This window comes from Nonomuraea antri, assembly GCF_013283785.1.
Taxonomy (GTDB): domain Bacteria; phylum Actinomycetota; class Actinomycetes; order Streptosporangiales; family Streptosporangiaceae; genus Nonomuraea; species Nonomuraea antri.
This window is the reverse complement of the sequence record NZ_JABCPZ010000125.1, coordinates 1-22817: the sequence shown is the minus strand read 5'-3', so window position 1 is coordinate 22817 and position 22817 is coordinate 1. Positions and strand designations below refer to the sequence as shown.

Below are 22817 nucleotides of genomic sequence, written 5' to 3'. Positions count from 1 at the left end.
GTACAAAAGATAGCGCATGCCGGAGCGCCGCCCCCGCGCCGGGCGGTCCTAGAGGTAGCCCATCAGCAGCTCGGCCAGCTCTTTCGGCTGCGCGAGCATCGGAGTGTGTCCGCTGGCCAGCTCGTCGGGGACGACGCCGAGCCGGTCGGCCACCACCCGGCGCATGAACGCGGGCGGGAAGCACCGGTCGAGCGTGCACAACACGAACCTGGTCGGCACCGGCGGCCAGGCCGGCAGCGGCCACGGCTCCTGCAACGACTTCTCGGCGTGGCCGCGCCCGGTGGCCAGCACCCTGTCGGCCAGGTCGGCGGGGACGTCGTGCAGGAAGATCTCGCGCACGTCGTCGAACGTCACGTCGTGCCCGGTGTTCTCCCACCAGTCGGAAGGACGCTCGCCGGGCGCCGGGATCATGGCCGTGACCAGCACCAGCAACCGCACCTCGACCCGGGCGGCGACCAGCGGCGCGACGAAGCCGCCCCACGAATGCGCCACCACGACCAGGTCGTCACGCCGTTCGCCGACGGCCTCGACCACGTGGTCCGCGTAGTCCCACAGGCCGGCCGACTCGTCCTCGAGCGGCAGGTCGACCGCCACCGTCTCGTGACCGTGGGCACGCAGCTCCCGCTCGACCGGTTCCCAGTGCCACGCGCTGCCACCGCCGCCGTGGATCAGCACGAACGTCGCCATGTCGCCTCGCCTTCCTGTCAGGACCGCTGAACGCGATCCTGCCATCCGCCGGTGACAAAGCCTGATGCACAAACAAATTGCGCAAACTAATTGCGCAATTTTCCTTTCGTATCTACGGTGAAGGTATGGCACGCAGGGAGATCCGTCCCGTCAGAGACCTCGAAACGCTCAAGGCGCTGGGGCATCCGCTGCGGATGCGGCTCTACCGCGCACTCGTGGTGGCGCGCCGAGCCACCGCCTCGCACCTGGCCGACCAGGTGGACGAGGCGGTCTCGCTGGTCAGCTACCACCTGCGCAAGCTGGCCGCGCACGGTCTCATCGAGGAGGCCGAGCAGGGCAGCGGCGACGGCCGCGAACGCTGGTGGCAGATGGCCGTCGGCGGCGTGAGCACCAGGGACGAGGACTTCAGGCACGCCCCGGAGAGCGAGGCGGCCTACCTCGCCATGTCACGCATGGTCGCCAGGCAGCGCGCCGAGATGTACCAGACCTACCTCGACGCCAAGTCGGCCTGGCCTGACCACTGGCGCGACGCCTCCTTCAACTCCGAGTACCTGATGCGGCTCACCCCCGAGGAGTTCGGCCGCTTCCGCGCGGAGATGGACGACCTGCTCAAGAAATGGGAGGCGCACAGCGACGCCGCCCGCGAGGCCGGCGACACCGAAGGCCGCGAGAACGTCGCCGTGCACACGCACGGCTTCCCGTTCCGGCCGTGAATCCCGATGAGGAGAAAGCCGATGCATCCGGACTTACACCTGTTCGTGGACCGGGTCCGCGCCCGTGAGCTGCGCGAGGAGGCGGCGCGGTGGCGCCGCGCCCGTGCCGTCGTCCGCCCGTCGCTGACCGGCGAGCTGGAGAAGCGCCTGGGCTGGGCTCTCGTCCGCACCGGCCTGCGCCTCGTGGACCGCCACGCCTGAACGCCGGTCAGAGCCCCAGCTGGTGACGGACGGCGGCCGTGTCGCGAATCGCCCAGTGCTCGACCACCTTGCCGTCCCTGACCTGGACCAGGTCCATCGCCCACACCTCGTAACGCCGCCCGGAGGCCGGCTGTGTGCCCCGGCTGCGGTAGAGGTTGGCCGACAGGTCGCCGGCCGAGACGTTCCGCTCCACGGTGACCGCCAGGTCGCCGAATTCGTCGGCGCCGCCGAGCATCGACTCCCACTTCCGCCGCCAGGCGCCGATGCCGTGGTGGTCGCCGTCCGCGCCGCCCCGGTGGTCGACGACGGCGGGGTCGATGAGCGCCAGGCCCTCGTCGAACCGTCCCGCGGCCACCAGCCTCGGATACATCTCCACCAGGCGCCGATGCACCTCTCCCGCCGACATGGACATGACGCTCCCTGACTAAGTGGGGAACTCCCCGTTTCGTGGTGAACGCTACGATAAACGGGGACATCCCCACTTGCAAGGGAGCACGATGCCTCGGCGCGCGGACGCTCAGCGCAACCACGACCTCCTGCTGGCCGCCGCCCGGCAGGTGTTCGCCGAGCGCGGCGCCGACGCGCCACTCGACGACGTCGCCCGCCGCGCCGGAGTCGGCAACGCCACGCTGTACCGCAACTTCCCCACGCGCGGCGACCTGCTGGTGGCCGTCTACGCCGACGAGGTCGCCGACCTGTGCGCCCGGGGCGAGACCCTGCTCGCCGCCGAATCCCCCGGCGAGGCCTTGCACGAGTGGCTGCTGCTGTTCGTCGAGCACGTCGCGGCCAAGCGGGAACTGGCCCTGGCCATCCGCGACGACCCGGGCGCCCAACCCCGTTCCGAGCTGCTGGCCGGCTGGCACACCCGCATACTCGGCACGGTCACGGCCCTGCTCGACGCGGCCCAGGCCGCGGGCGCGGCCCGGGCTGACCTCGACGTCCACGACCTGGTCGCCCTCGCCAAGGGCGTCGCCCTGGCCGCCACCGACCCCACCCAGGCCGCCCGCCTCCTCGCCCTCATCCAGCCGACACCCGCTGACCGCACCGGAGACCATGCATGATCCACGAATCCGTCCGCGCGCGGCTCGCCGAGGACATCCGCCTGCGCGTCACGCTCGGCAGGGACGACTACCGGCGCGTCGTGGCCGACACGGTCGAGACCTGGGAGGGCGAGCCCGGCCATCCGGAGCCCGTGACCGCCCTGGCCGAGGAGATCGCGAGCGAGGAGTTCGCCAGGCACCTCGCCGAGCAGGTGTCCTGGCCGGAGCGCACCGACTGCGACCGGCTGAGCCTGGCCCTGATCGACCTCGCCCAGTCGGGAATCGTCACGCGCGAGGACTACCAGTGCTGCGAATCGTCCGCTGGGGGTGAACCGTCGTCGAATCCGGCCGTCCTCGTGCGTCATTAACGATGAGGAGGTCAGACGATGAAGTTCGCGTTGTTGCTGTTCGACCAGGAGGGCTACTGGGAGTCCGTGTCGCGGGAGGAGATGGGCGCGGCGGTCGCCGAGCACCAGGCGTTCGCCGTCCACCTGCGGGAACGTGGGGTGCCGTTCTTCGGCGAGGCGTTCAAGCCGGGTGCGGCGGCCAGGACGTTGCGGCCCGGGCGGGCGGCGGCCGACGGGCCGTTCGTGGCGTTGCGGCAGGAACTGGCCGGGTTCTACGTGGTGGAGTGCGCCGATCTGGACGAGGCCGAGGAGATCGCCGCTCGGTGCCCGATGGGCGCGGGCGTGGAGATCCGGCCCATCTGGGGCTGAGCCTCCGAAAAGCCTGAGCCCCCGAAAAGCCCGAGCCTCCGAAGCCTGAGCCTCCGGAAACACGTGAGAGGGGCGCGTGCCGGTGCACGCGCCCCTCTCACGAAGGTGTCAGACGCCCAGGGCCGAAGGCAGGCTGAGCTCGTGCAGGAACAGCGCCTCGGCGGTGGCCGTCCTGCGCAGTTCCTCCAGGTCCAGCCGCTCGTTCGGGGCGTGGATGGCGGCGTCCTCGTCCTCGGCGCCGAACAGCAGGATCTCGGCCGCGGGGAACTGCTTGAGCAGCGTGTTGACCAGCGGGATCGAGCCGCCGGCGCCGACGTCGCGCGGCGGGCGGCCGAAGGCGCGCTCCATGGCGCGGTTCAGCGCCGCGCGGGCCTTGCCGCCCGAGTCGGCCTGGAAGCCGGAGCCGACCGTGAAGTCGCCGAACGAGACCTGCACGCCCCACGGCGCCACCTGGCGCAGGAAGTCCACCACCGCGTCGACGGTGGTCTTGGGGTCGCCGGCCGGAGGCACGCGGACGGTCACCCGGGCGCGCGCGGCCGGCTGCACCGCGTTGATCGCGCCGGAGACGGTCGGCACGTCGAGGCCGGTGACGGTGATCGCGTAGGACGACCACAGGCGGTCGGCCAGCGAGCCGGAGCCGACCAGCGAGACGCCGTCGAGCACCCCGGCGGTCTTGCGGAACTCCTCCTCGGCCGGGCCCTGCCCGAGGAACGAGCCGCGCGGCAGCCCGGGCACGCGGATGTCGCCGTTGTCGTCGTGCAGCGAGGTCAGCATGCGCATCAGCGCGGCCAGCGCGTCGGGGGCGGCGCCGCCGAAGGAGCCGCTGTGCACCGGCTCGCGCAGCGTGCGCACCTCGATGGTGAACGCGGCCATGCCGCGCAGCGACGTGGTGACGGCCGGGTCGCCCACGCGCGGGTTGCCGGTGTCGGCGACCACGATGGCGTCGGCCCGCAGCAGGTCCGGGTTGCGCTCGACGAACGCCTCCAGGCGCTCGCCCGCGTACTCCTCCTGGCCCTCGATGATGACCTTGATGCCCACGGGGAACTGGCCGCGGAAGGTACGCAGTGCCGTGACGTGGGAGATGATGCCCGACTTGTCGTCGGCGACGCCGCGGCCGTAGAGCTTGCCGTCGATGAGCGTCGGCTCGAACGGCGGCGTGCGCCAGGCGGCCGGGTCACCGGCGGGCTGCACGTCGTAGTGCGCGTACAGCAGCACGGTCGGCGCGCCGGGCGGGGCCGGGGCCTCGCCGTAGACCGCGGGGAAGCTGCCTTCCACGGCGACCTGCTGGACGTGCGGCAGCCCCGCGCTGCGCAGCAGTTCCTCGGTGACGGCCGCGGCGGCGAAGACCGGCTCTTCCGGGTGCCCGGGGAAGGCCACGGACGGAATGGCGGCCAGTCGCCTCAGCTCCTCGATGGCCTGGGGCATCGCGGCTGCGACGGCGCTCTCGATCTGGTCAGGAGTCACGGGACGGTCCCCCGGGGGTCGTTCTCGGCAGTTAGGTACTCATTGGATCACAGAAGGTTCCACAGTGCGGAAACGGGCATGACCCGCGCGTAAATGTACCTGCGGATTTCGTTGCTCTTACAAGGCGGTTCTGCGGATCTCGATTTTCTTGCATAGTGCTGCGACCGATTCGCTTGGCAAACGCCAGGTGAACATGCACACTGTGGGGAGTTCAGACACGAGGGAAGATAACCATGACGCAGCCGGAAAACGACGTCCTGAAGGCCGCGCAGGACAACCTGTGGTTGCACTTCACACGGCACAGCGCCTATCAGCAGTCCGAGATCCCCACCATCGTTCGCGGTGAGGGCTCCTACATCTACGACATCCACGGCAAGCGTTACCTCGACGGGCTGGCGGGCCTGTTCGTGGTCCAGGTCGGTCACGGGCGGAGCGAACTGGCCGAGGCCGCCGCCAAGCAGGCCCAGGAACTGGCCTTCTTCCCGTTGTGGTCCTACGCGCACCCGAAGGCCGCCGAGCTGGCGACCCGCCTGGCCGCGCAGACGCCCGGTGACCTGAACCGCGTCTTCTTCACCACCGGCGGCGGCGAGGCGGTCGAGACCGCCTGGAAGCTGGCCAAGCAGTACTACAAGCTGATCGGCAAGCCGCTCAAGCACAAGGTGATCAGCCGGCAGATCGCCTACCACGGCACCCCGCAGGGCGCGCTGTCGATCACCGGCATCCCGGCGTTCAAGCAGATGTTCGAGCCGCTGGTGCCCGGCTCGGTGCGGGTGCCGAACACCAACCACTACCGCGCCGACGAGATCACCGGCGTCAAGGGCATGACGCCCGAACAGTACGGCATCTGGGCCGCCGACCGCGTCGCCCGCGCGATCGAGATGGAGGGCCCCGACACGGTGGCCGCCGTCTTCGCCGAGCCGGTGCAGAACGCCGGCGGCTGTTTCCCGCCGCCGCCCGGCTACTTCCAGCGCCTGCGCGAGATCTGCGACGAGTACGACGTGCTGCTCGTCTCAGACGAGGTCATCTGCGCCTTCGGCCGCCTGGGCACCATGTTCGGCGGGGAGAAGTTCGACTACGTCCCGGACATCATCACCTGCGCCAAGGGCATGACCAGCGGCTACTCGCCGATCGGCGCGATGATCGCGCACGACCGCCTGTTCGAGCCGTTCAAGGACGGCGACACCATGTTCGCCCACGGCTACACCTTCGGCGGCCACCCGGTCTCCGCCGCCGTGGCGCTGGCCAACCTCGACATCTTCGAGCGCGAGGACCTGCTCGGCCACGTCACCAGGAACGAGCCGCTGTTCCAGGCCGCGCTCGACGAGCTGCGCGACCTGCCCATCGTCGGCGACGTGCGCGGCTCCGGCTACTTCTGGGGCATCGAGCTCGTCAAGGACAAGGCCACCAAGGAGACGTTCGACGCCGACGAGTCCGAGCGGCTGCTGCGCGGCTTCCTGTCCAAGGCGTTGTTCGACGCCGGTCTGTACTGCCGGGCTGACGACCGCGGCGACCCCGTGATCCAGCTCGCGCCCCCGCTCATCGCGGGACCGAAGGAGTTCGACGAGATCAAGTCGATCCTCCGAAACGTGCTCACGGAAGCGTGGGCTCGCCTGTAACACCCCCTCATCCGGGTACGAAGACGTGCCGGATTTCCGAAAGGATACCCACCATGAAGATCGGCGTTCCCGCCGAGGTCAAGAACCATGAATACCGTGTGGCGGTTACCCCCGCCGGTGTTCACGAACTGGTGCGTCACGGTCACGACGTCACGGTTCAGCGGGGTGCTGGCCTCGGCTCACACATCACGGACGAGGAGTACCTCGCGGCGGGTGCGAAGATCATCGACAGCGCCGACGCCGTCTGGGCCGAGGCCGAGCTGGTGCTGAAGGTGAAGGAGCCCATCGCCGAGGAGTACCACCGCCTGCGCGAGGGCCTGGTCCTGTTCACCTACCTGCACCTGGCCGCCTCCCGGCCGTGCACCGACGCGCTGCTGCAGGCCAGGACGACCGGCATCGCCTACGAGACGGTCCAGGTCGGCAACGCCCTGCCGCTGCTCGCCCCGATGTCCGAGGTCGCCGGGCGGCTCGCCCCGCAGGTCGGCGCGTACAACCTCATGCGCTTCAACGGCGGTCGCGGCGTGCTGCCCGGCGGCGTTCCCGGCGTGGCCCCGGCCAAGGTCGTGGTGATCGGCGGCGGTGTCTCCGGTCTCAACGCCGCGCAGATCGCGGTCGGCATGGGCGCCGACGTCACCGTCCTCGACACGAACGTCGACCGCCTGCGCTACATCGACGCCATCTACCAGGGCCGGCTCAAGACGCTGGTCTCCACCTCGTACGCCATCGAGCAGGAGGTCCTGCAGGCCGACCTGGTCATCGGCGCGGTGCTGATCCCCGGCGCGAAGGCGCCGACCCTGGTCTCCAACGACCTGGTCTCGCGGATGAAGCCGGGCTCCGTGCTCGTCGACATCGCCATCGACCAGGGTGGCTGCTTCGAGGACTCCCGGCCGACCACGCACGCCGAGCCCACCTACCCGGTGCACGACTCGATCTTCTACTGCGTGGCCAACATGCCCGGCTCGGTGGCCAACACCTCCACCTACGCACTGACGAACGCCACGCTGCCGTACGCGGTCAAGCTGGCGAACCTGGGCTGGAAGGACGCGCTCAAGGCCGACTCCGGCCTGGCGCTGGGCCTCAACACGCACGACGGCCTGCTCACCAACGAGCCCGTCGCCGAGGCGCTGGGCCTGCCGTTCACCACGGTGGCCTCCGTCCTGGCCTGATGATCCGCCCGTGAAGGGGGTGCGGCGCTCGCCGTGCCCCCTTCTCACGCGTCCGGGGTCTGTTCGACGATCTCGTCGGGGGTGAGCTGCTCGCGGGCGGTCGTCACGGCCCAGCGGTGGCCGAACGGGTCGCGCAGCACGCCGTACCGTTCGCCCCAGAACATCTCACGCACCGGCATCTCCACCTCGGCGCCGGCGTCGATCGCCCGCGCGGCGACCGCGTCGGGGTCGTCGACCTCCAGCAGGATGAGCACCGGGCTGCCGCCGAGCGTCGGCGGTGCGAGCGCGCCGAGCTGCGGCGACTCCTCGCTCACCAGCAGCCGGCCGGCGCCGAGCTGCAGCTCCACGAAGAGCACCACGCCGTTGGGCAGCGTGTTGCGGAACACCTCGATCGCGCCGAACGCGCGGGCGTAGAAGCCGACCGCCGCCGGCGCGTCGATCACGAACAGGTGCGGGCTCAGCCCCTGCGGCCGCAACGACGTCATGCGATCAACCCGCCCGTCATGCGATCCACCTGGTCATGTGATCAGCTCACTCGTCATGTGTGATCAGCCCTGCCTCTCTGGCCGCGCCGACCAGGCGGGCCATCAGCTCGGCCTCGGCCTTGGCGGCCTGGACGCCGCGCGGGGTCAGCCGGTAGTAGCGGCGCCTGGCGTCGTGCGGCGCGCCGGGGTCGCCCGTGTCGCTCTCCTCGACCAGGCCGTCGGCGACCAGCCTGCTGATCGTCCGGTAGAGCGTGCCTGGGCCGAGCTTGACCGCGCCGCCGCTGACGCCTTCGACGAAGCGCATCACCGCGTAGCCGTGCCCGGGACCGCCGGCGAGGGCGAGCAACACGTGGAAGCCGGCCGCGGTGAGCATGGTTGACACCATAGCACCACAATGGTTATATCCGAACTGGATATAACCGAGGAGGAGCGATGTCGCTCAGTATCAGCCAGGTCACCATCTACGTCGAAGACCAGCAGCGCGCACTCGACTTCTGGACTCAGAAGGCCGGCTTCGAGGTCACCCGCGACATGCCGTACGGCGAGGATCGCTGGATCGAGGTCGCCCCGCCGGGCGGCGGCGCCACGCTCGTGCTGTACAAGGCCGCCGCCGACTGGCCCAAGCTCGCCACTGAGATGCCCAACTACGTGCTCTTCCACGCCGACGACATCGTCAAGACCTATGAAGAGCTCAGCGCGCGCGGCGTGGAGTTCACCCAGCCGCCCAAGCAGGAGCCCTGGGGCTGGTCGGCCCTGTTCAAGGACGACGAAGGCCACCTGTTCCACCTGGGCCAGCGCTAGCCCGCCGCCGTCCGGGCCGCCGTCTGGGCCGGGGTCAGCGCAGGCCCAGGCGCTGGCGCAGGGTGCGGGCCGTGGTCAGCACGTGGTGCACCTCCGCCCGGGTCGGCCACGGCGCACTGCCGGGACGCACCAGGCTCGCCCGCACCGACGCCAGATGCTCGACCGCGCCCGGATGCAGCCGGGTCCGGTCGGCCAGCCAGTCGATCACGTCCAGCCGCCCGCGCAGCGGTCTGGTCACCAGGTCCCAGGTGGCCAGGATCTCGGTCAGCGCCGCCGCGTCGAGACCGGCCGCGCCCCTGCGCCCGGTGGCCGCCGCGGCCAGCTCGGCGCGGGCCGCCAGCTCGGGCTCGGCGGCCCGGTCCCAGGCCCGCTGCGGCAGGTCGGCGCAGCGGTTCCACTCCGGCGGCTCCCACGCGGGCAGCGGCGGCTCGGCCGGGTCGTCCTGCTCGGCCCGGCCGCCCGCCTCGGCCTCCGACAGCAGCCTGCCCAGCTCGACCGCGGCCCGGCGATGCCCGGACAGCGCCGCCTGGCGGAACCAGTGCTGCCCGCCGGCCAGGTCGCCGAACTCGGCGATCAGCAGCAGGCCGAAGTTGAACGCCGCCTCGGCGTCGCCGCCCGCCGCCGCCCGGCCGAACCAGCGGCGGGCCGCCGCGCAGTCGTTCAGCTCCACGCACACGAACCCGGCCATCCGCTGGTCGACCGCGCGCCCGGCGTGCCCGGCCCGCTCGAACCAGGCCCGCGCCGTCAGCAGGTCGGCGTGGGCCAGGGCGATGTCGCCCAGCCGGGAGGCGGCGCCGGGGTGCTCGGCCCTGGCCGCCAGCCGGTAGTAGGCCTCGGCGCCCTCGGGGTCGCGGCAGGCGTGCAGGTAGAGGCCCATGCAGTGGGCGGACTCCGCGTGGCCGCCGCGGGCGGCGAACTCCCACCAGTGCGCGGTCTCCTCGTCCTCGCCTGCCGCGTACGCCAGGAAGCCTAGGTCGCAGGCCGAGTACAGGTCGCCGTCGACGGCCGCCTGGCAGTGCCACTCGCGGGCCGCGCCGAGCTCGCCGACGTCCTCGCAGATCAGCGCCAGCCGGCGGGCCGCGCCTCGGGAGCCGGCTCGGGCCGCGCTCTCGAACCAGGGCCTGGCCGCGCCGACGTCGCCGTGCTGCTCCAGCAGCAAGGTGGCCAGGTTCGCGGCGGCCTCGGCGTCGCCGGTGCCCGCGGCCCGCTCGTACCAGCCGGCGGCCTCCTCCAGGCTGCCGTGCTTCTCGTGCCAGATGCCCAGGTTGTACGCGCTGTCGACGTTCCCGCCTGCGGCGGCCCGCTCCCACCACTGCCTGGCCGCCACCCGGTCGCCACGCTGGGCGCACAGCCGGCCGAGCCGGTGCGCGGCCAGCGCGTCACCGGCCCGCGCGGCGGCGAGTAACGCGTCGTCGTCTCCACTGCGTGGCGCCGGTACGGCCGCGTCTTCCTGCCCACTGGCCATGACGACCAGGGTGACACGCAATCGGCCGATCGCGGACGGTAATCGACGACAAGGGTCAGGAGAACTTGATGAACCCGGAATACATCCCCATGCCGCAGACATATCGCAGCTCACCGGGTCGCTGCGGGGGCAATCGGACGGTGGCGGGCAAGGCCACGTCGCGCCCGGCGATGGTGACGGTCCGGGTGCAGCCGGGGTCGGCCGCCTTGAAGACGATCTCGACCGGCACCCCGGCCCTGGCCGCCACCGCGACAGGACGGTAGCCGTCGCGGGTGCCCCAGACGGTGATCGTCTGGACGCCGTCCGACGTCGTGGCCGCGGCCGGCGGCGGGGCCGGGTCGGGCAGCCAGCCGCCCAGGCTGAGCCCGCTGCCCACGCTCCACAGCCCGGCCGCGACGGCGGCGAGCCCGGCGACGGTGGCCAGCCGGGTGCGCGACAGGCGCCGCAGCACGTAGCCGAGCAGCGCGAACGCCGGCGCCGAGCCGAGCACCAGCCCGGTCATGACGGCCGCCCCGCCCAGCGGATCGCCGGTCGAGACGGCCAGCAGCTCCATGCTGATCGTCACGCCGCAGGGCACCAGGATCGTCGCCGCTCCGAGCAGCGGCGCCCGCAGCCACGACGGACCGCGAGCACTTCCCACGGGGGACGCGCAGGCGACGTCACGCCGTCTGAGCAGCCGGAACGCGAAGACGATCACCATGAGCCCGGACGCAACCAGCAGCAGCGCCCGGAACGAGGGCGGCAGGCTCACCGCCGCGCCGGCCAGCCCGAGCAGCGCCCCGGCCGCCGCGTGCGCGCCCAGCCGCCCGGCCAGGAACCAGGCCACCACGCCCGGGTCACCGCCCCGGCGATCACCTTGACGGCCGCCGGTCAGCCCGGCGAGCAGCCCGCCCTGAACCGCCGTACACGAGAGGGTGCCCGCCGCCAGACCGGCGGCCAGGCCGTTGACGAGCAACGCGGCCGGCTCCACGCGAGTCCCCACTCTCTAGGGAAGCCTTCACGCGCAAGGTAACCCGCACCGCCGGACGCGGCCAGTGACACTTCTGGCACTGTCGGTGACGTTTCACGCGGCGGCGTCGCCGGGTTTCCTGGCCTCGATCAGGAACCGGCTGGAATGGGCGACGAACGGCCCTTCCGCCTCGATGCGGTCGTGCAGGGCACGCAGCCGGTCCTGATAGCGCTCGACCGAGAAGCCGGGCACGATCCAGATCACCTTGCGCAGGAAGTAGATCACCGCGCCGACGTCGTCGAACTCCATGCGCAGCCGCTCCAGCCTGAGGTCCACGACCTCCAGCCCGGCGGCGCGGGCGGCCGCGGCGGCGTCCTCGGGGTCGCGCGCGGAGCTCTCCAGCGGGCCGAGGAAGTACTCCGCCAGCTCGAACACGCTGCGCGGCCCGACCTGCTGGGAGAGGTACGTCCCGCCGGGCCGCAGCACTCGGGCGATCTCCGTCCAGTACGTCTCCACCGGATGCCTGCTGACCACCAGGTCGAACACCCCCGCCAGGAACGGCAGCCGCGACCCGCCGTCGTCGGCCACCACCGCGGCCCCGCGCGGACGCAGCCGGGAGGCGGCCAGCGCCAGGTTGGGCGGCCAGGACTCGGTGGCCACGGTCACCGGCGGCAGCTCCGGCAGGCCGGCCAGGATCTCACCGCCGCCGGTCTGGACGTCGAGCGCGGCCCGCGCCCGGGCCATCCGCTCGCCGAGCAGCCGTGAGTATCCCCAGGACGGCCGCTCCTCGCTGGCCCGCCCTTCCAGCCAGGAGAAATCCCAGCCGTCCACCGAGACGGTGGCGGCCTCCCGACGCAGGTCTTCGTACGTGCGTGACATCCTCCGAGCCTGTCAACGCCCGTGCCGCGGCTTCAACCAAATTCCGGTCATGCGCTGCGCCCGTTGAAGGCTCATGCGATGCGGTCGCGCACGGCCGTCCTGTCGAGGCCGAGCTGGTCGATCAGCGGCGTCACCGGGTCACTGGCGCCCTGGTCGAGCAGGGCGAGCAGCAGCCGGCCCGGTGCGGCGGTCGGCCTGGTCTTCCTGGTGGTGGTCTTGATGGCGGTGTTGACCGCGGCCCTGGCGCTGGTCGACAGGGCCGTCGCGGAGACCGGGCGCGGCCTGCGCGGCGCTGGACGCGGCCGGTCGGCCACGTCGATGCCCAGCGCGCGCAGTGCGGCGTGGTCGAGCTCGTCGAGCGCGGCCCGCGCGGCGGCCAGGCCGACGCCGAGCGCCCGCGCGGTCTCCGAGCCCGGGTCGCGCAGCAGGCCGAGCAGCAGGTGCTCGGTGCCGATCCGCCGGTCACCGCGCAGGCCGGCCTCCTCCGAGGCCGCCTTGATGACCACCGCGAACGGGCTCTTCTCCATGCCCAACATGGCGATCCCCCTCATTTCCCGTATTTGGCGTGCACGGACTGCCGTGACATGCCGAGGGCGTCGCCGATCTGCTCCCAGGTCCAGCCCTGTTCCCTGGCCAGTTCCACCGACACCGCCTCCACCTGTTCGGCCAGCCGGTGCAGGGCGCCCACGGCTCTCAACCCCATGGCGGGGTCGTTCGACCTGATGCGTTCGGAAAGCTCTCGCATGTCCACGCTGTCAGGCTAGATTGACAACGACGATTTTGTCAATCTAGCCTGACAGGCATGGAACAAGTCGTGATCATTGGAGCGGGCCCCGTGGGGCTCATGCTGGCCTGCGAGCTGAGCCTGACCGGCGCTCGCCCGATCGTGCTGGAACGCCGTGCCGGGCCGAGCGACCTGCCCAAGGCGAACGGGCTCGGCGGCCAGATCGTGCAACTGCTCGACAACCGGGGGCTGCTCGGCAGGTTCGCCGAGGACAGCCCGTTCTTCGGCCGTCCGCCCGGGTTCCCGTTCGGCTCGGTGCCGCTGCGGTTCGACGGGCTCGACGACGTCCCGCTGCGGGTGCTGATGATCCAGCAGCCCAGGCTGGAGTCGCTGCTGCGCGAGCGCGCGGCCGAGCTCGGGGTCGAGATCAGGTGGGGCCACGAGGTGGAATCGCTCGCGGAGGACCCCGACGGCGTGACGCTCACCGGCCGCGCCTTCGAGCCCCGGCCCCGATCCGGCCCCGGCTTCGAGTTGCGGGCCCGATACGTCGTCGGCTGCGACGGCGGCCACAGCACGGTGCGGCGGCTGGCCGGCATCGGCTTCCCCGGCACGACCGACGACGAGGTGCTGCGCCTGGGCCACTTCGCCACCGCCGACACCACCCACGTCTTCGAGAACCCGTGTTACGACGGGCTGGAGCCGGGCTGGAACCGTACCCCGCACGGCCGCCTGCTGCTCACCTCGCTGCGGGAGGGCGCGTACGTCGTCGGCGTCAAGGAGAAGCGTGACCCGGGAGAACAGCCCGACCGGCGCGAGGAGGTCACGCCGGCCGACTTCGCCGCGGCCGTACGGCGGGTGCTGGGCAGGGACCTGCCGCTGGGCGAGCCGATCTGGCTGTCCAGCACGGTCGGCCAGGCCCGCCTGGCCGAGCGGTACCGCACCGGCCGGGTGTTCCTGGCCGGCGACGCCGCCCATCTGTTCCCGGCCGGCGGCTCGGCGCTGAACGTCGGCCTGACGGACGCCGTCAACCTGGGCTGGAAGCTGTCCGCCGAGCTGGCCGGGCACGCGCCCGCCTGGCTGCTCGACACCTACGAGGCCGAACGCCGCCCGGTCGGCGCGCACACGCTGGCGCACACCCGCGCCCAGGCCGCGCTGGAGAGCCAGAGCGGCGAGAACGGCGACGCCCTGCGCGGCCTGCTGGCCGAACTGTTCGCCTACGACCAGCCCGCCCGCCACCTCGCCGAACTCCTGCACGGCGGCGACACCCGCTACCCGGTGCCAGGCCCGCTGCAGGCCGCTGGCCAGCCGCACCCCCTGGTCGGCCGGCTCGCCCCCGACCTCGCCCTGACCACCGCCGCGGGCCCCACCCGCCTGGCCGAGCTGCTGCACCAGGGCCGCCCGCTGCTCCTGGACCTCGCGGGCGGCACGGCGGCGTCCGGCGGCCCGATCGACGTGGTCACCGCCACCACCGCGGACCCGCCCGCCGACGCCCTGCTCATCCGCCCGGACGGCCACGTCGCCTGGGCGGGCGCCGAGGGCCTGGCCGAGGCGACCGCCGCCTGGTTCACCCCGGCATCCGCCTGACGACCCACCCGGACGGCCGATGCGGCCGCCGTCAGTCGAGCGCGTCGAGGTTCAGCTCGCCGATGGTCGCCACCTCGTCCGCCGGTGGCGGCTCGATGTTCGGTTCGATGCCCCAGTCGCTGAGCCGGAGGTCGTCCACGGCCGGGAACGTCTCGTCCACCCCCAGGCCCGGCTCGATCACCGGCTCCCGGTGCGAGGACCAGCAGCGGCGGACGAGCTGGTCCTCCCCGATCCACAACCGCCACGACACGGGCAGCTTGGCGTACTTCGCGTACTTTCCCGTGGGCTTGTAGAACAGCGAGATCCGCAGCCGGGGGTAGACGCGGTACAACGCGCCCATGCTGATCGTGCCCTGGTAGAGGGTGGTGCGGGTGCCGTCGTACCGCCCGGCCGGCCGTTTCGACGCGGTGGTCGCCAGGACGGCCTTCATCGTGGCGGGATCGCCGAGCCTGATCTGCCCGCAGGCCAGGCCCAGGTCCGTGTGCTTCTTCCAGATCTCCCAGCTCTTGCCGGGCGGGAAGGCCGCGGCCGGCAGGTGCCCGGTCTTGTACATACGGTCGGGGAAGATGAGATCCCGCTTCTCGGGCTCGTCGGCGTCGATCCGGTCGACGGCCGCCACCCTGCCCGCGCGGAACTCGGCCACGCCGCGCTGACGGAAGACGTGCTCAGGCCCGGACACCCCGAAGAACCGCACGCCGCGGCCGTCGACGAGGCTGCGTTCGAGCGCGGTCACCGGATCGATCCGCGCCTGCGCGGCGGTCGCCGGGCCGGCGGCGGAGATCGACGCCGCCACTGTCACGCTCAACGCGGCCTGCCACCATCGCACGGGTCCGGTTCTCCTCGGTTTCGCCGGGAACGGGCTCCGCGTGATGGTGGCAGGCCAAGATCACGAAGCCGTCACAGCCAGCCCGGTTTGACCAGGCCGGATTCGTAGGCGATGACCACGAGCTGGGCGCGGTCGCGGGCGCCCAGCTTCATCATGGCCCGGCTGACGTGCGTCTTGGCGGTGGCCGGTGACATGAACAGCTTGGCCGCGATCTCGTCGTTGGTCATGCCGGTGCCGACCAGCGACAGCACCTCGCGCTCGCGTTCGGTGAGCTGGTCGAGCCCGCCGGCGGTCACCGGCTCCTTGGCGCGCGTGGCGTACTCGGCGATGAGCCTGCGCGTGACGCTGGGCGACAGCAGCGCGTCGCCGGCCGCCACGACGCGGACCGCCTGGATGAGCTCGGCCGGCTCGGTGTCCTTCACCAGGAAGCCGCTGGCGCCGCCGCGCAGCGCCTCGAAGACGTACTCGTCCAGCTCGAACGTGGTGAGGATGATGATGTGCGGGCCCGGGGGCATCTGCCTGGTGGCGGTGAGCCCGTCGGTGCCCGGCATGCGGATGTCCATGAGCACGACGTCGGGCGTGTGCTCGCGGGCCAGGCTCACCGCCTCCGCGCCGTCGGCGGCCTCGGCCACCACCGTCATGTCGGGCTGCGCGTCGAGCAGCGCCTTGAAGCCGGCGCGGACCAGGGCCTGGTCGTCGGCGAGCAGTACCTTGATCATGCAGTCTCCTCAGGTAGGGGCAGCCTGGCCTCGACCTCGAAGCCGGTGCCCGTCGGGCCCGCCAGCAGGGTGCCGCCCAGGGCGGAGGCGCGCTCGCGCATGCCGGGGATGCCGTTGCCGCTGCCTTCGTCGGACAGCGGGGCGGGCCGGGTGGCCCCCGTGTCGGCCACCCGGATGTGCAGTTCGTGCGGGCCGTACTCGAGGTGGACGGAGACCTGCGAGCCGGGCGCGTGCCGCGCCGCGTTGGTGAGCGACTCCTGGACGATGCGGTAGGCGGCCCGCTCGACCTGCGGCGGCAGCGGGCGCGCGCCGGTGCGTTCGAGCGTGACCGGCACTCCGCAGCGCTGGACCAGGTCGTCGAGGCGGTCGAGGCCGGCCGTGGGGGAGCGGGGCGCGCCCTCGCGCAGCACGTTCAGCACCGAGCGCATCTCGCCGAGGACCTCCTTGGACGCCGACTTGATCGTGGCCAGCGCGGTGCGGGCCTGCTCGGGGTTGTCGTCCATGAGGTGCAGCGCGGTGGAGGCCTGGACGTGGATGAGCGAGATGTTGTGGGCCAGCACGTCGTGCAGTTCCTGGGCCATGGTCAGCCGTTCCTCGCTGGCCTGGCGCCGGCTCTCCTCCACGGCCGCGCGCTGCTGCTGCGCCCGCCGCTCGCGGGCGATCCGCGCCAGCTCGGCGGCGATCGTGAACAGCAGGATGAACGAGGTCACCGCCATGTCGTGGAAGAGCCCGCGCTGCGGCTGGGACGTGGACCAGGCGTACAGGACGAAGGCGCCGGCGCTGACGAGCGCCAGGGTCCAGGCGAGGGCACGCAGGCGTTCGAGCACCAGCCAGAACAGCATGACGATGGGCGAGATGAAGACGCCGCCGTAGGGATAGCCGCCCCAGATGAAGACGTACGTCGCCAGGAACGCGACGATGGCCGTGGTCTTGGGGAACCTCGGGTGCAGGGCGATCATCAGCGGCCCGACCAGTAGCAGGACGTAGGCCCACCCGTCGAGCGGCTCGCGGAACGGCTGCCCCCACTGGGCGCCCTGCGAGAGCACCACCTGGAACACGGCCACGATCAGGGCCAGATAGGGGGCGAAAGCCGACTTCCTGCGCACGTCTCAACGCTAGACCACCACTCTGACCTGCGCATCACCCGCATGTCGCAGGGGGCCCTACCACGATCGGCGTACCTGGTTCATCGTGGAGGCCATGCGCCGTGTGATCGTTCCCGCAGCAGCAGTCCTCCTCACGCTCGCCCCGGCCCCCGCGCTGGCCGAGCCCGCACAGCCCGCACAGCGGCCCGCACAGCAGCAGAAGGTCCCGGTCGCCGAGGGGTACGGGGGCGCCGTGGCCACCGTCGACCTCGACGCCAGCAAGGCCGCGATCGCCGTACTGAGACGGGGCGGCAACGCCATGGACGCGGCCGTCGCCGCCGGCGCGGTGCTCGGCGTGACCGAGCCCTACTCCGCCGGCCTGGCGGGCGGCGGCTTCATGGTCTACTACGACGCCAGGCACGGAAGAGTGCACACCATCGACGGCCGCGAGACCGCACCGCGGGCCATGACCTCGACCTCGCTGGAAGGCATTCCGTTCGAGGAGGCCGTGACCAGCGGCCTGTCGGCGGGCGTGCCGGGCGCGGTGGCCCAGTGGGACCTGGCCCTGCGCAGGTTCGGCACGATCCCGCTCAGGCAGGCGCTCCAGCCCGCCGTCGAGGTGGCGTCCAACGGCTTCGTGGTCGACCAGACCTTCCACGACCAGACCGCCGCCAACGCCGCCCGTTTCAAGGACATCGCCTCCACCGCCGAGCTCTACCTGCCCGGCGGCGCGCCGCCTGCGGTCGGCTCGGTCTTCAGGAACCCCGACCTCGCCGCCACGTACCGGGAGCTGGGCCGGCGCGGACCCGGCTGGCTGTACGGCGGGCAGCTGGGCAGGGAGATCGTGGAGACGGTCAAGCGGCCCCCGGTCACCCCGGGCAGCACCAGGAACGTGCGTCCCGGGCTGATGGAACTGGCCGACCTGCGGGCCTACCGCGCTCTCCTGCGCGAGCCCACCCGCGTTCGCTACAACGGCCTGGAGGTGTACGGCATGGCGCCGCCGTCCTCCGGCGGTTCGACGGTCGGCGAGGCGCTCAACATCCTCGAGTCCCTGCCCGAGGTGGGGCTGCACGAGTACCTGGAGGCGTCCAGGCTGGCCTTCGCCGACAGGAACAAGTACGTCGGCGACCTGCCCGGAGTCCCGCTGCGCGAGCTGCTGTCCGACGGCTTCGCCAAGGAACGCGCCTGCCAGGTCGGCGACCGGGCGATGGCGCACCCGGCCGCGCCCGGCAATCCCGACGGCGCGTACGAACCCTGCCCGGCCCCGGCAGGAACCGCCGCGCCGATCGCGGACGAGGGCCCCGAGACCACCCACCTGGTCGTCGCCGACCGCTGGGGCAACGTGGTGGCCTACAACCTGACCATCGAGTCCACCGGCGGCAACGGCATCGTGGTGCCCGGCCGCGGCGTGCTGCTCAACAACGAGCTGACCGACTTCACCTTCGGCCCGGCCCCTGGCGACCCGAACCTGCCCGCGCCCGGCAAGCGTCCGCGCTCGTCGATGGCGCCCACGCTGGTGTTCGACGACGGACGTCCGGTGCTGGCGGCCGGCTCGCCGGGCGGCTCGACGATCATCACGACCGTGCTGCAGATCCTGGTCAACCGCTACGAGTTCGGCATGGACCTGCCCACGGCGCTCGCCGCGCCCCGCGCCACCCAGCGCAACACCGAGCTGACCCAGGCCGAGCCGCTGTTCCTGGAGCGGTACCGGGCCGAGCTCGAAGCCAGGGGACACCGGTTCGCGGCCAACCCGGAGATCGGGGCGGCCACCGCGCTGGAGTTCCTCGGCCGGGGACGCGTCCAGGCGGTGGCCGAACCGTCCAGGCGCGGCGGCGGCAGCGCGATGGTGGTGTGGCCGGCCAGGTGACCCTCAGCCGAGGTCGAGCCCGGCCAGCTCGCGTCTGGAGGAGACGCCCAGCTTGGGATAGGCCTTGTACAGGTGGTACTCCACGGTACGCGGGCTGAGGAAGAGCTGGGCGGCGATCTCCCGGCTGCTGCGCCCGGTCGCGGCCAGGCGTACCACCTGGAGTTCCTGCGGCGTCAGCGGCGGGGTCTGGCCGGTCCCACCGGCCGGGCCCGCCGGTGGCGTGTCGCCGGCCGCCCGCAGCTCGGCGCGGGCGCGGTCGGCCCAGGGCGTGGCACGCAGCCGGGCGAAGGTCTCCAGCGCGGCGTGCAGAGGCGCCCGGGCCTCGGCCGGACGGCGGTCGCGGCGCAGCCACTCGCCGTACAGCAGCCGGGTGCGTGCCTGCTCGAACGGGCAGCCGCTCGTCTCGTGCAGCCGCAGCGCCTGCTGGTAGGACCTCTCGTCGTCGTCGATCAGCGCCTGGGCGCGCAGGGCGAGTGCGCGTGCCCACGGCTGCCCGGACGCCCTGGCCCGGTCCCGCAGCCGGCGCAGCGGTTCCTCCGCCCGGTGCGGCCACCCCAGCCGGACGGCGGCCTCGACCTGGTCGGGCGCGGCGGCCATCAGCGCGGTGGCGTTGCGGCCCTGGTCCGACCAGGCGGACTCCAGCCGGTCCAGCGCCGACGCGTAATCGCCTGAGGACAGCTCCAGCAGGGCCAGCACGGCCGCGCCCGTGGACCGGTAGGCGGGCGGTGCGGACCCGGCCAGGTGGCGGGCGCGGGATTCGTCGCCCTCGATCGCGGCGATCCTGGCCGGGACCGCGTTGAACCAGGCCAGGTGCTGCTGCAGGCCGGTGGTGCCGGCGATCTCCGCGGCGGCCGCGGCGGACGCCTCGGCTTCGGCGTGGCGTCCGGCCCAGAACTGGGCCTGGGCCAGCACCTGCAGGACCGGGGGCAGGGCGCCGATCAGCCCTTGCTCGCGCAGGCGGGCCGCCTCGGCGGTGGCCAGGCCGAGGGTGGCGTCGGCACCGATGATCAACGCCGTGTACAGGGCACGCTCGGCGTCGTCGGCGTCGTTGGCGTGCTTTGGCCCGGTGGCGTCGGGTCCGGCGGCGTCGGGTCTGGTGGCGTCGGGTTCGGTGGCGTCGGGTCCGGTGGCGTCGGTGACGAAGCCGACCAGGAGGGGGAGAGCGCGGTCGTAGTCGTCCCGCATGAGTTGGGCCAGGCCCTCGGCCATCGGGTCGGGGTGCCCGAGCGCGGCCAGCTCGCGGGCGGCGGTGTGCACGGCGTGCTCGTCGCCGGTGAACCAGGCGTAGGTGGCGCTGGTGCGCAGCATGGCCGCGCCCTGCTCGGGCGGCACCGTGCGGGCGCGCTCCTGGAGGAGGCGGATGGCCTCGCCCTCCTCGCCCTGCTCGAACATCGCATTGGCGCGCACCGCGACCACCTGCGCCACCTGCCACCCCACGGCCTCCGCGCCCGGGGCGTCGGGCTGGGGGGCGAGTTGGGCGGCCAGGTCTTCGGCTTGTTCGGCGAGGCGGGCGGCCTGGCCGGGGTTGCCGGCGGCGAGGGCCGCGGCCGCCGCCCTGGCCAGCCAGCCCGTCTGGTCCTGCCCGGCCGTGGCGAGCCTGGCGGCCTGCGCGTACAGCTGGCAGGCGGCCTGGTACGCGGTGCGGCCGTGCGCCCGCTCGGCCGCCGCGGCCAACTCGGCCGCGACGTCCGCGTCGGGCTCCATGGTGGCGGCGGGCAGATGCCGGGTACGGCAGTCCGCGCTGCGCGCGGAATCGGCCAGCGCCCCGTGTACGGTGACCCGCCTGGCCAGCGTCGCGCCCTGGTAGGCGGCGGTGGCGACGAGCGGGTGGCGGAAGGCGACCGAGGTCTCGGTCGACTGGATCAGCCCGGCCCGTTCGGCCGCTTCGAGATCGTCCAGGCCGACGTCCAGGCGTTGTGCCGCGCGCAACTGGAGTGCCAGGTCGCCGCGTCCTTCGGCGGCCGCGATGAGCAGCATGAGCCTGGTCCGCTCGGGCAGCCGGGCGATCTGGGCGCGGAACGACGACAACACCCGGTCGGCCACCCGCAGGTGCGGCCCGGTCCGCTGGTCGCAGCGGGTGGCGGCGAACTCGATCAGGGCGAGCGGGTTGCCCGCGGACTCGTCGATGACCTGCTCGCGCACCGGCGGCGGCACCTCGCGCCCGGCCAGCAGCCGGCCCGCGTCCCGCCGGTCCAGCCTGGACGGCCGCAGCTCGGCCAGCCCGGACGCGGCGAAGCCGTCCTCACGGGCGGCGAACACCATCGCCACGCCCTCGGCGGCCAGCCGCCGCGCGGCGAACAGCAGGGCCTCGGCGCTGGCCAGGTCCAGCCACTGGGCGTCGTCGACCAGGCAGAGCACCGGGGCCCGCTCGGCCAGGTCGGCCAGCAGCGTGAGCACGGCGAGCCCGATGAGGAAGCGGTCGCGGGACAGCCCGCTGCCGAAGACCGCCTTCAGCGCCTCGGCCTGCGGCTCCGGCAGTTCGTCGAGCCGGTCCTGCAGCGGCCACAACAGCTGGGTCAGCGCGCCGAAGGCCAGGTCGGCCTCGGGTTCGATGCCGGTCACCCGGAGCACGCGCAGCCCGTGGCCGCCGGCCGTACCGGCCGCCCAGTCCAGCAGCGCGGTCTTGCCGATGCCGGCCTCGCCGCGGACGACGAGCGCGCCGCTGCGGCCGTCGCGGGCGCCGGTGATCAGGCCGGTCAAGGCGGTCTGCTCGGCGTCCCTCCCGTACAGCACGAAATCCCCCGGCTCTGGCTTCAGTACCCGGACCAGTAAACATTACGGATTCTCCGGATATTGCGGGCTTTCTAGGTTGATCGGCATGAACGAACTTTTTGAGCCGGTTGACCTGGGAAAACTGACCCTGCCGAACCTCGTGGTGATGTCCCCGATGTCGCGTAACCGGGCCGCCGCCGGAGGGCTGGTGACCGACCTGACCGTGGAGTACTACACGCAGCGCGCCGCCGCCGGACTGATCATCACCGAGGGCACCCAGCCCTCGGTCATCGGCCAGGGCTACGTCGACAGCCCGGGGCTGCACTCGCAGGCGCAGGTGGCGGCCTGGCGCAAGGTGACCGACGCCGTCCACGCCCGGGGCGGACGGATCTTCGCCCAGCTCATGCACTCGGGCCGGGTCGGCCACCCCTGCCTCTACCCGGACGGCGCGCTCCCCGTCGCGCCGTCGGCCATCCCGACCGGCGGGCGGCTCTACACCGGTGAGACCCTGCTCGACCACCCCGTACCGCGGCCCATGACGCTCGCCGACATCGACGCGACGGTCGGCGACTACGCCGCGGCGGCCAGGAACGCGATCGCGGCCGGATTCGACGGCGTGGAGGTGCACGGCGCGAACGGCTTCCTGATCCACCAGTTCCTCTGCGGCAGCTCCAATGCGCGCACCGACGCCTACGGCGGCTCGGTGACGAACCGGATCCGCTTCGCGGTTGAGGTGGCCGGGGCGGTCTCCGACGCGATCGGCCCCGAGCGGACCGGGCTGCGCATCTCGCCCGCGCACAACGTCAACGGCATCAGCGAACGCGACTCGGCCGAGGTGTACCCGGCCCTGGTCCGCGCGCTGACCCCGTACCACCTGGCCTACCTGCACATCATGGAGTTCGGCGGCCGCGACATCACCAGGGGGATCCGCGCGCTGTGGCCGGGCGCGCTGCTGCTGAACCCGCACGCCACGGCCGAGGAGAAGGTCGTCACGCCGGAGTCCGCGCTGGCCGTGGTGCGCGAAGGGCTGGCCGACGCGGTCAGCCTGGCCACGATGTGGCTGGCCAACCCGGACCTGATCGACCGCATCAAGGCGGGCGGACCGTACAACGCGGCCG

Annotated in this window: 25 protein-coding genes; 11 read left to right on the top strand and 14 right to left on the bottom strand. The window is 72.5% G+C overall.

The genetic code is table 11. The annotated features are described in order from the left end of the window. Positions 1–48: 48 nt before the first annotated feature. A complete protein-coding gene (locus HII36_RS32935) occupies positions 49–687 on the bottom strand; it encodes an alpha/beta fold hydrolase (protein WP_173527202.1) in 639 nt (212 codons plus the stop codon). Between the two features lie 125 nt (positions 688–812). Between HII36_RS32935 and HII36_RS32930 the strand changes: the two genes are divergently transcribed. Both HII36_RS32930 and HII36_RS32925 read left to right on the top strand, forming a co-directional pair. Then, positions 813–1400: an ArsR/SmtB family transcription factor gene (locus HII36_RS32930; protein ID WP_173527201.1), complete on the top strand. Its 588-nt coding sequence runs from the start codon at positions 813–815 to the stop codon at positions 1398–1400. A gap of 21 nt (positions 1401–1421) precedes the next feature. Then, complete coding sequence (locus HII36_RS32925) at positions 1422–1601, top strand: hypothetical protein (protein WP_173527200.1); 180 nt, start codon at positions 1422–1424, stop codon at positions 1599–1601. Between the two features lie 7 nt (positions 1602–1608). Here HII36_RS32925 and HII36_RS32920 read toward each other — a convergent pair whose 3' ends face one another. Further along, the gene (locus tag HII36_RS32920) at positions 1609–2013 is read right to left on the bottom strand and encodes an ester cyclase (protein WP_173527199.1); all 405 of its coding nucleotides are present in this window, start codon (positions 2011–2013) and stop codon (positions 1609–1611) included. An 85-nt stretch (positions 2014–2098) separates the two neighbouring features. On the opposite strand from HII36_RS32920, the gene HII36_RS32915 reads away from it, so the two are divergent. The 3 genes from HII36_RS32915 to HII36_RS32905 are packed head-to-tail and all read left to right on the top strand — an operon-like array spanning position 2099 to position 3357. Continuing rightward, on the top strand, positions 2099–2662 hold the full coding sequence (locus tag HII36_RS32915; RefSeq protein WP_173527198.1) for a TetR/AcrR family transcriptional regulator: 564 nt from the start codon (positions 2099–2101) through the stop codon (positions 2660–2662). Beyond that, the gene (locus HII36_RS32910) at positions 2659–3009 is read left to right on the top strand and encodes a DUF6891 domain-containing protein (RefSeq protein ID WP_173527197.1); all 351 of its coding nucleotides are present in this window, start codon (positions 2659–2661) and stop codon (positions 3007–3009) included. Before HII36_RS32915 ends, HII36_RS32910 begins: the two co-directional genes overlap by 4 nt. An 18-nt stretch (positions 3010–3027) precedes the next feature. Next, on the top strand, positions 3028–3357 hold the full coding sequence (locus HII36_RS32905) for a YciI family protein (protein WP_173527196.1): 330 nt from the start codon (positions 3028–3030) through the stop codon (positions 3355–3357). Positions 3358–3465: 108 nt separating this feature from the next. On the opposite strand, the gene HII36_RS32900 is transcribed toward HII36_RS32905, so the two are convergent. Continuing rightward, positions 3466–4821: a dipeptidase gene (locus HII36_RS32900; RefSeq protein ID WP_173527195.1), complete on the bottom strand. Its 1356-nt coding sequence runs from the start codon at positions 4819–4821 to the stop codon at positions 3466–3468. A 233-nt stretch (positions 4822–5054) separates the two neighbouring features. Between HII36_RS32900 and HII36_RS32895 the strand changes: the two genes are divergently transcribed. Then, positions 5055–6437 (top strand): aspartate aminotransferase family protein, encoded by a 1383-nt coding sequence (locus HII36_RS32895; RefSeq protein ID WP_173527194.1) that lies wholly within the window; start codon positions 5055–5057, stop codon positions 6435–6437. A gap of 53 nt (positions 6438–6490) precedes the next feature. After that, positions 6491–7603 carry an alanine dehydrogenase gene (gene ald / locus HII36_RS32890; protein WP_173527193.1) on the top strand — a complete coding sequence of 371 codons (1113 nt, stop codon included), beginning with the start codon at positions 6491–6493 and terminating at the stop codon, positions 7601–7603. Positions 7604–7647: 44 nt separating this feature from the next. Here ald and HII36_RS32885 read toward each other — a convergent pair whose 3' ends face one another. Then, the gene (locus tag HII36_RS32885; protein WP_173527192.1) at positions 7648–8088 is read right to left on the bottom strand and encodes a VOC family protein; all 441 of its coding nucleotides are present in this window, start codon (positions 8086–8088) and stop codon (positions 7648–7650) included. 46 nt (positions 8089–8134) lie between these two features. Beyond that, the gene (locus HII36_RS32880; RefSeq protein ID WP_217370261.1) at positions 8135–8461 is read right to left on the bottom strand and encodes a PadR family transcriptional regulator; all 327 of its coding nucleotides are present in this window, start codon (positions 8459–8461) and stop codon (positions 8135–8137) included. Positions 8462–8520: 59 nt separating this feature from the next. Here HII36_RS32880 and HII36_RS32875 point away from each other — a divergent pair, with 59 nt between their 5' ends. After that, positions 8521–8889: a VOC family protein gene (locus HII36_RS32875; protein WP_173527190.1), complete on the top strand. Its 369-nt coding sequence runs from the start codon at positions 8521–8523 to the stop codon at positions 8887–8889. Positions 8890–8923: 34 nt separating this feature from the next. Here HII36_RS32875 and HII36_RS32870 read toward each other — a convergent pair whose 3' ends face one another. The 5 genes from HII36_RS32870 to HII36_RS32850 form a co-directional block, all read right to left on the bottom strand. After that, positions 8924–10354: a sel1 repeat family protein gene (locus HII36_RS32870; protein ID WP_173527189.1), complete on the bottom strand. Its 1431-nt coding sequence runs from the start codon at positions 10352–10354 to the stop codon at positions 8924–8926. A 55-nt stretch (positions 10355–10409) separates the two neighbouring features. Next, positions 10410–11336: a sulfite exporter TauE/SafE family protein gene (locus HII36_RS32865; protein ID WP_173527188.1), complete on the bottom strand. Its 927-nt coding sequence runs from the start codon at positions 11334–11336 to the stop codon at positions 10410–10412. 81 nt (positions 11337–11417) lie between these two features. Beyond that, positions 11418–12182, bottom strand: a complete 765-nt coding sequence (locus HII36_RS32860) for a class I SAM-dependent methyltransferase (protein ID WP_173527187.1) — start codon at positions 12180–12182, stop codon at positions 11418–11420. A gap of 71 nt (positions 12183–12253) precedes the next feature. Then, positions 12254–12718: a Clp protease N-terminal domain-containing protein gene (locus HII36_RS32855; RefSeq protein WP_173527186.1), complete on the bottom strand. Its 465-nt coding sequence runs from the start codon at positions 12716–12718 to the stop codon at positions 12254–12256. Between the two features lie 11 nt (positions 12719–12729). Next, on the bottom strand, positions 12730–12927 hold the full coding sequence (locus tag HII36_RS32850) for a hypothetical protein (RefSeq protein WP_217370264.1): 198 nt from the start codon (positions 12925–12927) through the stop codon (positions 12730–12732). A gap of 57 nt (positions 12928–12984) precedes the next feature. On the opposite strand from HII36_RS32850, the gene HII36_RS32845 reads away from it, so the two are divergent. Next, positions 12985–14490 carry an FAD-dependent monooxygenase gene (locus HII36_RS32845; protein WP_173527184.1) on the top strand — a complete coding sequence of 502 codons (1506 nt, stop codon included), beginning with the start codon at positions 12985–12987 and terminating at the stop codon, positions 14488–14490. A gap of 31 nt (positions 14491–14521) precedes the next feature. On the opposite strand, the gene HII36_RS32840 is transcribed toward HII36_RS32845, so the two are convergent. From HII36_RS32840 to HII36_RS32830, 3 genes are all read right to left on the bottom strand, one after another. After that, positions 14522–15316, bottom strand: coding sequence for a hypothetical protein (locus HII36_RS32840; RefSeq protein ID WP_173527183.1), 795 nt, complete (start codon positions 15314–15316; stop codon positions 14522–14524). 71 nt (positions 15317–15387) lie between these two features. Further along, positions 15388–16035 carry a response regulator gene (locus tag HII36_RS32835; protein WP_173527182.1) on the bottom strand — a complete coding sequence of 216 codons (648 nt, stop codon included), beginning with the start codon at positions 16033–16035 and terminating at the stop codon, positions 15388–15390. After that, positions 16032–17141, bottom strand: a complete 1110-nt coding sequence (locus HII36_RS32830) for a sensor histidine kinase (protein ID WP_173527181.1) — start codon at positions 17139–17141, stop codon at positions 16032–16034. The genes HII36_RS32835 and HII36_RS32830 overlap by 4 nt, the downstream gene beginning before the upstream one ends. A gap of 94 nt (positions 17142–17235) precedes the next feature. On the opposite strand from HII36_RS32830, the gene HII36_RS32825 reads away from it, so the two are divergent. Continuing rightward, on the top strand, positions 17236–18987 hold the full coding sequence (locus tag HII36_RS32825; protein WP_173527180.1) for a gamma-glutamyltransferase family protein: 1752 nt from the start codon (positions 17236–17238) through the stop codon (positions 18985–18987). Between the two features lie 3 nt (positions 18988–18990). Here the strand turns inward: HII36_RS32825 and HII36_RS32820 are convergent, their stop codons facing one another. Then, the gene (locus HII36_RS32820; protein WP_173527179.1) at positions 18991–21720 is read right to left on the bottom strand and encodes a helix-turn-helix transcriptional regulator; all 2730 of its coding nucleotides are present in this window, start codon (positions 21718–21720) and stop codon (positions 18991–18993) included. Positions 21721–21805: 85 nt separating this feature from the next. Between HII36_RS32820 and HII36_RS32815 the strand changes: the two genes are divergently transcribed. Continuing rightward, the coding region (locus HII36_RS32815; RefSeq protein WP_173527178.1) for an alkene reductase at positions 21806–22817 on the top strand (1012 nt) is incomplete at its 3' end.

What these genes read in the sequence shown, in the direction of transcription:
- HII36_RS32910 (WP_173527197.1), top strand. Translation starts at nt 2,659, where the DNA reads ATGATCCACGAATCCGTCCGCGCGCGGCTCGCCGAGGACATCCGCCTG.
- ald (WP_173527193.1), top strand. Translation starts at nt 6,491, where the DNA reads ATGAAGATCGGCGTTCCCGCCGAGGTCAAGAACCATGAATACCGTGTG.
- HII36_RS32860 (WP_173527187.1), bottom strand. Translation starts at nt 12,182, where the DNA reads ATGTCACGCACGTACGAAGACCTGCGTCGGGAGGCCGCCACCGTCTCG.
- HII36_RS32895 (WP_173527194.1), top strand. Translation starts at nt 5,055, where the DNA reads ATGACGCAGCCGGAAAACGACGTCCTGAAGGCCGCGCAGGACAACCTG.
- HII36_RS32935 (WP_173527202.1), bottom strand. Translation starts at nt 687, where the DNA reads ATGGCGACGTTCGTGCTGATCCACGGCGGCGGTGGCAGCGCGTGGCAC.
- HII36_RS32850 (WP_217370264.1), bottom strand. Translation starts at nt 12,927, where the DNA reads ATGCGAGAGCTTTCCGAACGCATCAGGTCGAACGACCCCGCCATGGGG.
- HII36_RS32875 (WP_173527190.1), top strand. Translation starts at nt 8,521, where the DNA reads ATGTCGCTCAGTATCAGCCAGGTCACCATCTACGTCGAAGACCAGCAG.
- HII36_RS32920 (WP_173527199.1), bottom strand. Translation starts at nt 2,013, where the DNA reads ATGTCCATGTCGGCGGGAGAGGTGCATCGGCGCCTGGTGGAGATGTAT.
- HII36_RS32835 (WP_173527182.1), bottom strand. Translation starts at nt 16,035, where the DNA reads ATGATCAAGGTACTGCTCGCCGACGACCAGGCCCTGGTCCGCGCCGGC.
- HII36_RS32845 (WP_173527184.1), top strand. Translation starts at nt 12,985, where the DNA reads ATGGAACAAGTCGTGATCATTGGAGCGGGCCCCGTGGGGCTCATGCTG.
- HII36_RS32905 (WP_173527196.1), top strand. Translation starts at nt 3,028, where the DNA reads ATGAAGTTCGCGTTGTTGCTGTTCGACCAGGAGGGCTACTGGGAGTCC.
- HII36_RS32915 (WP_173527198.1), top strand. Translation starts at nt 2,099, where the DNA reads ATGCCTCGGCGCGCGGACGCTCAGCGCAACCACGACCTCCTGCTGGCC.
- HII36_RS32825 (WP_173527180.1), top strand. Translation starts at nt 17,236, where the DNA reads ATGCGCCGTGTGATCGTTCCCGCAGCAGCAGTCCTCCTCACGCTCGCC.
- HII36_RS32930 (WP_173527201.1), top strand. Translation starts at nt 813, where the DNA reads ATGGCACGCAGGGAGATCCGTCCCGTCAGAGACCTCGAAACGCTCAAG.
- HII36_RS32870 (WP_173527189.1), bottom strand. Translation starts at nt 10,354, where the DNA reads ATGGCCAGTGGGCAGGAAGACGCGGCCGTACCGGCGCCACGCAGTGGA.
- HII36_RS32855 (WP_173527186.1), bottom strand. Translation starts at nt 12,718, where the DNA reads ATGTTGGGCATGGAGAAGAGCCCGTTCGCGGTGGTCATCAAGGCGGCC.
- HII36_RS32885 (WP_173527192.1), bottom strand. Translation starts at nt 8,088, where the DNA reads ATGACGTCGTTGCGGCCGCAGGGGCTGAGCCCGCACCTGTTCGTGATC.
- HII36_RS32880 (WP_217370261.1), bottom strand. Translation starts at nt 8,461, where the DNA reads ATGCTCACCGCGGCCGGCTTCCACGTGTTGCTCGCCCTCGCCGGCGGT.
- HII36_RS32925 (WP_173527200.1), top strand. Translation starts at nt 1,422, where the DNA reads ATGCATCCGGACTTACACCTGTTCGTGGACCGGGTCCGCGCCCGTGAG.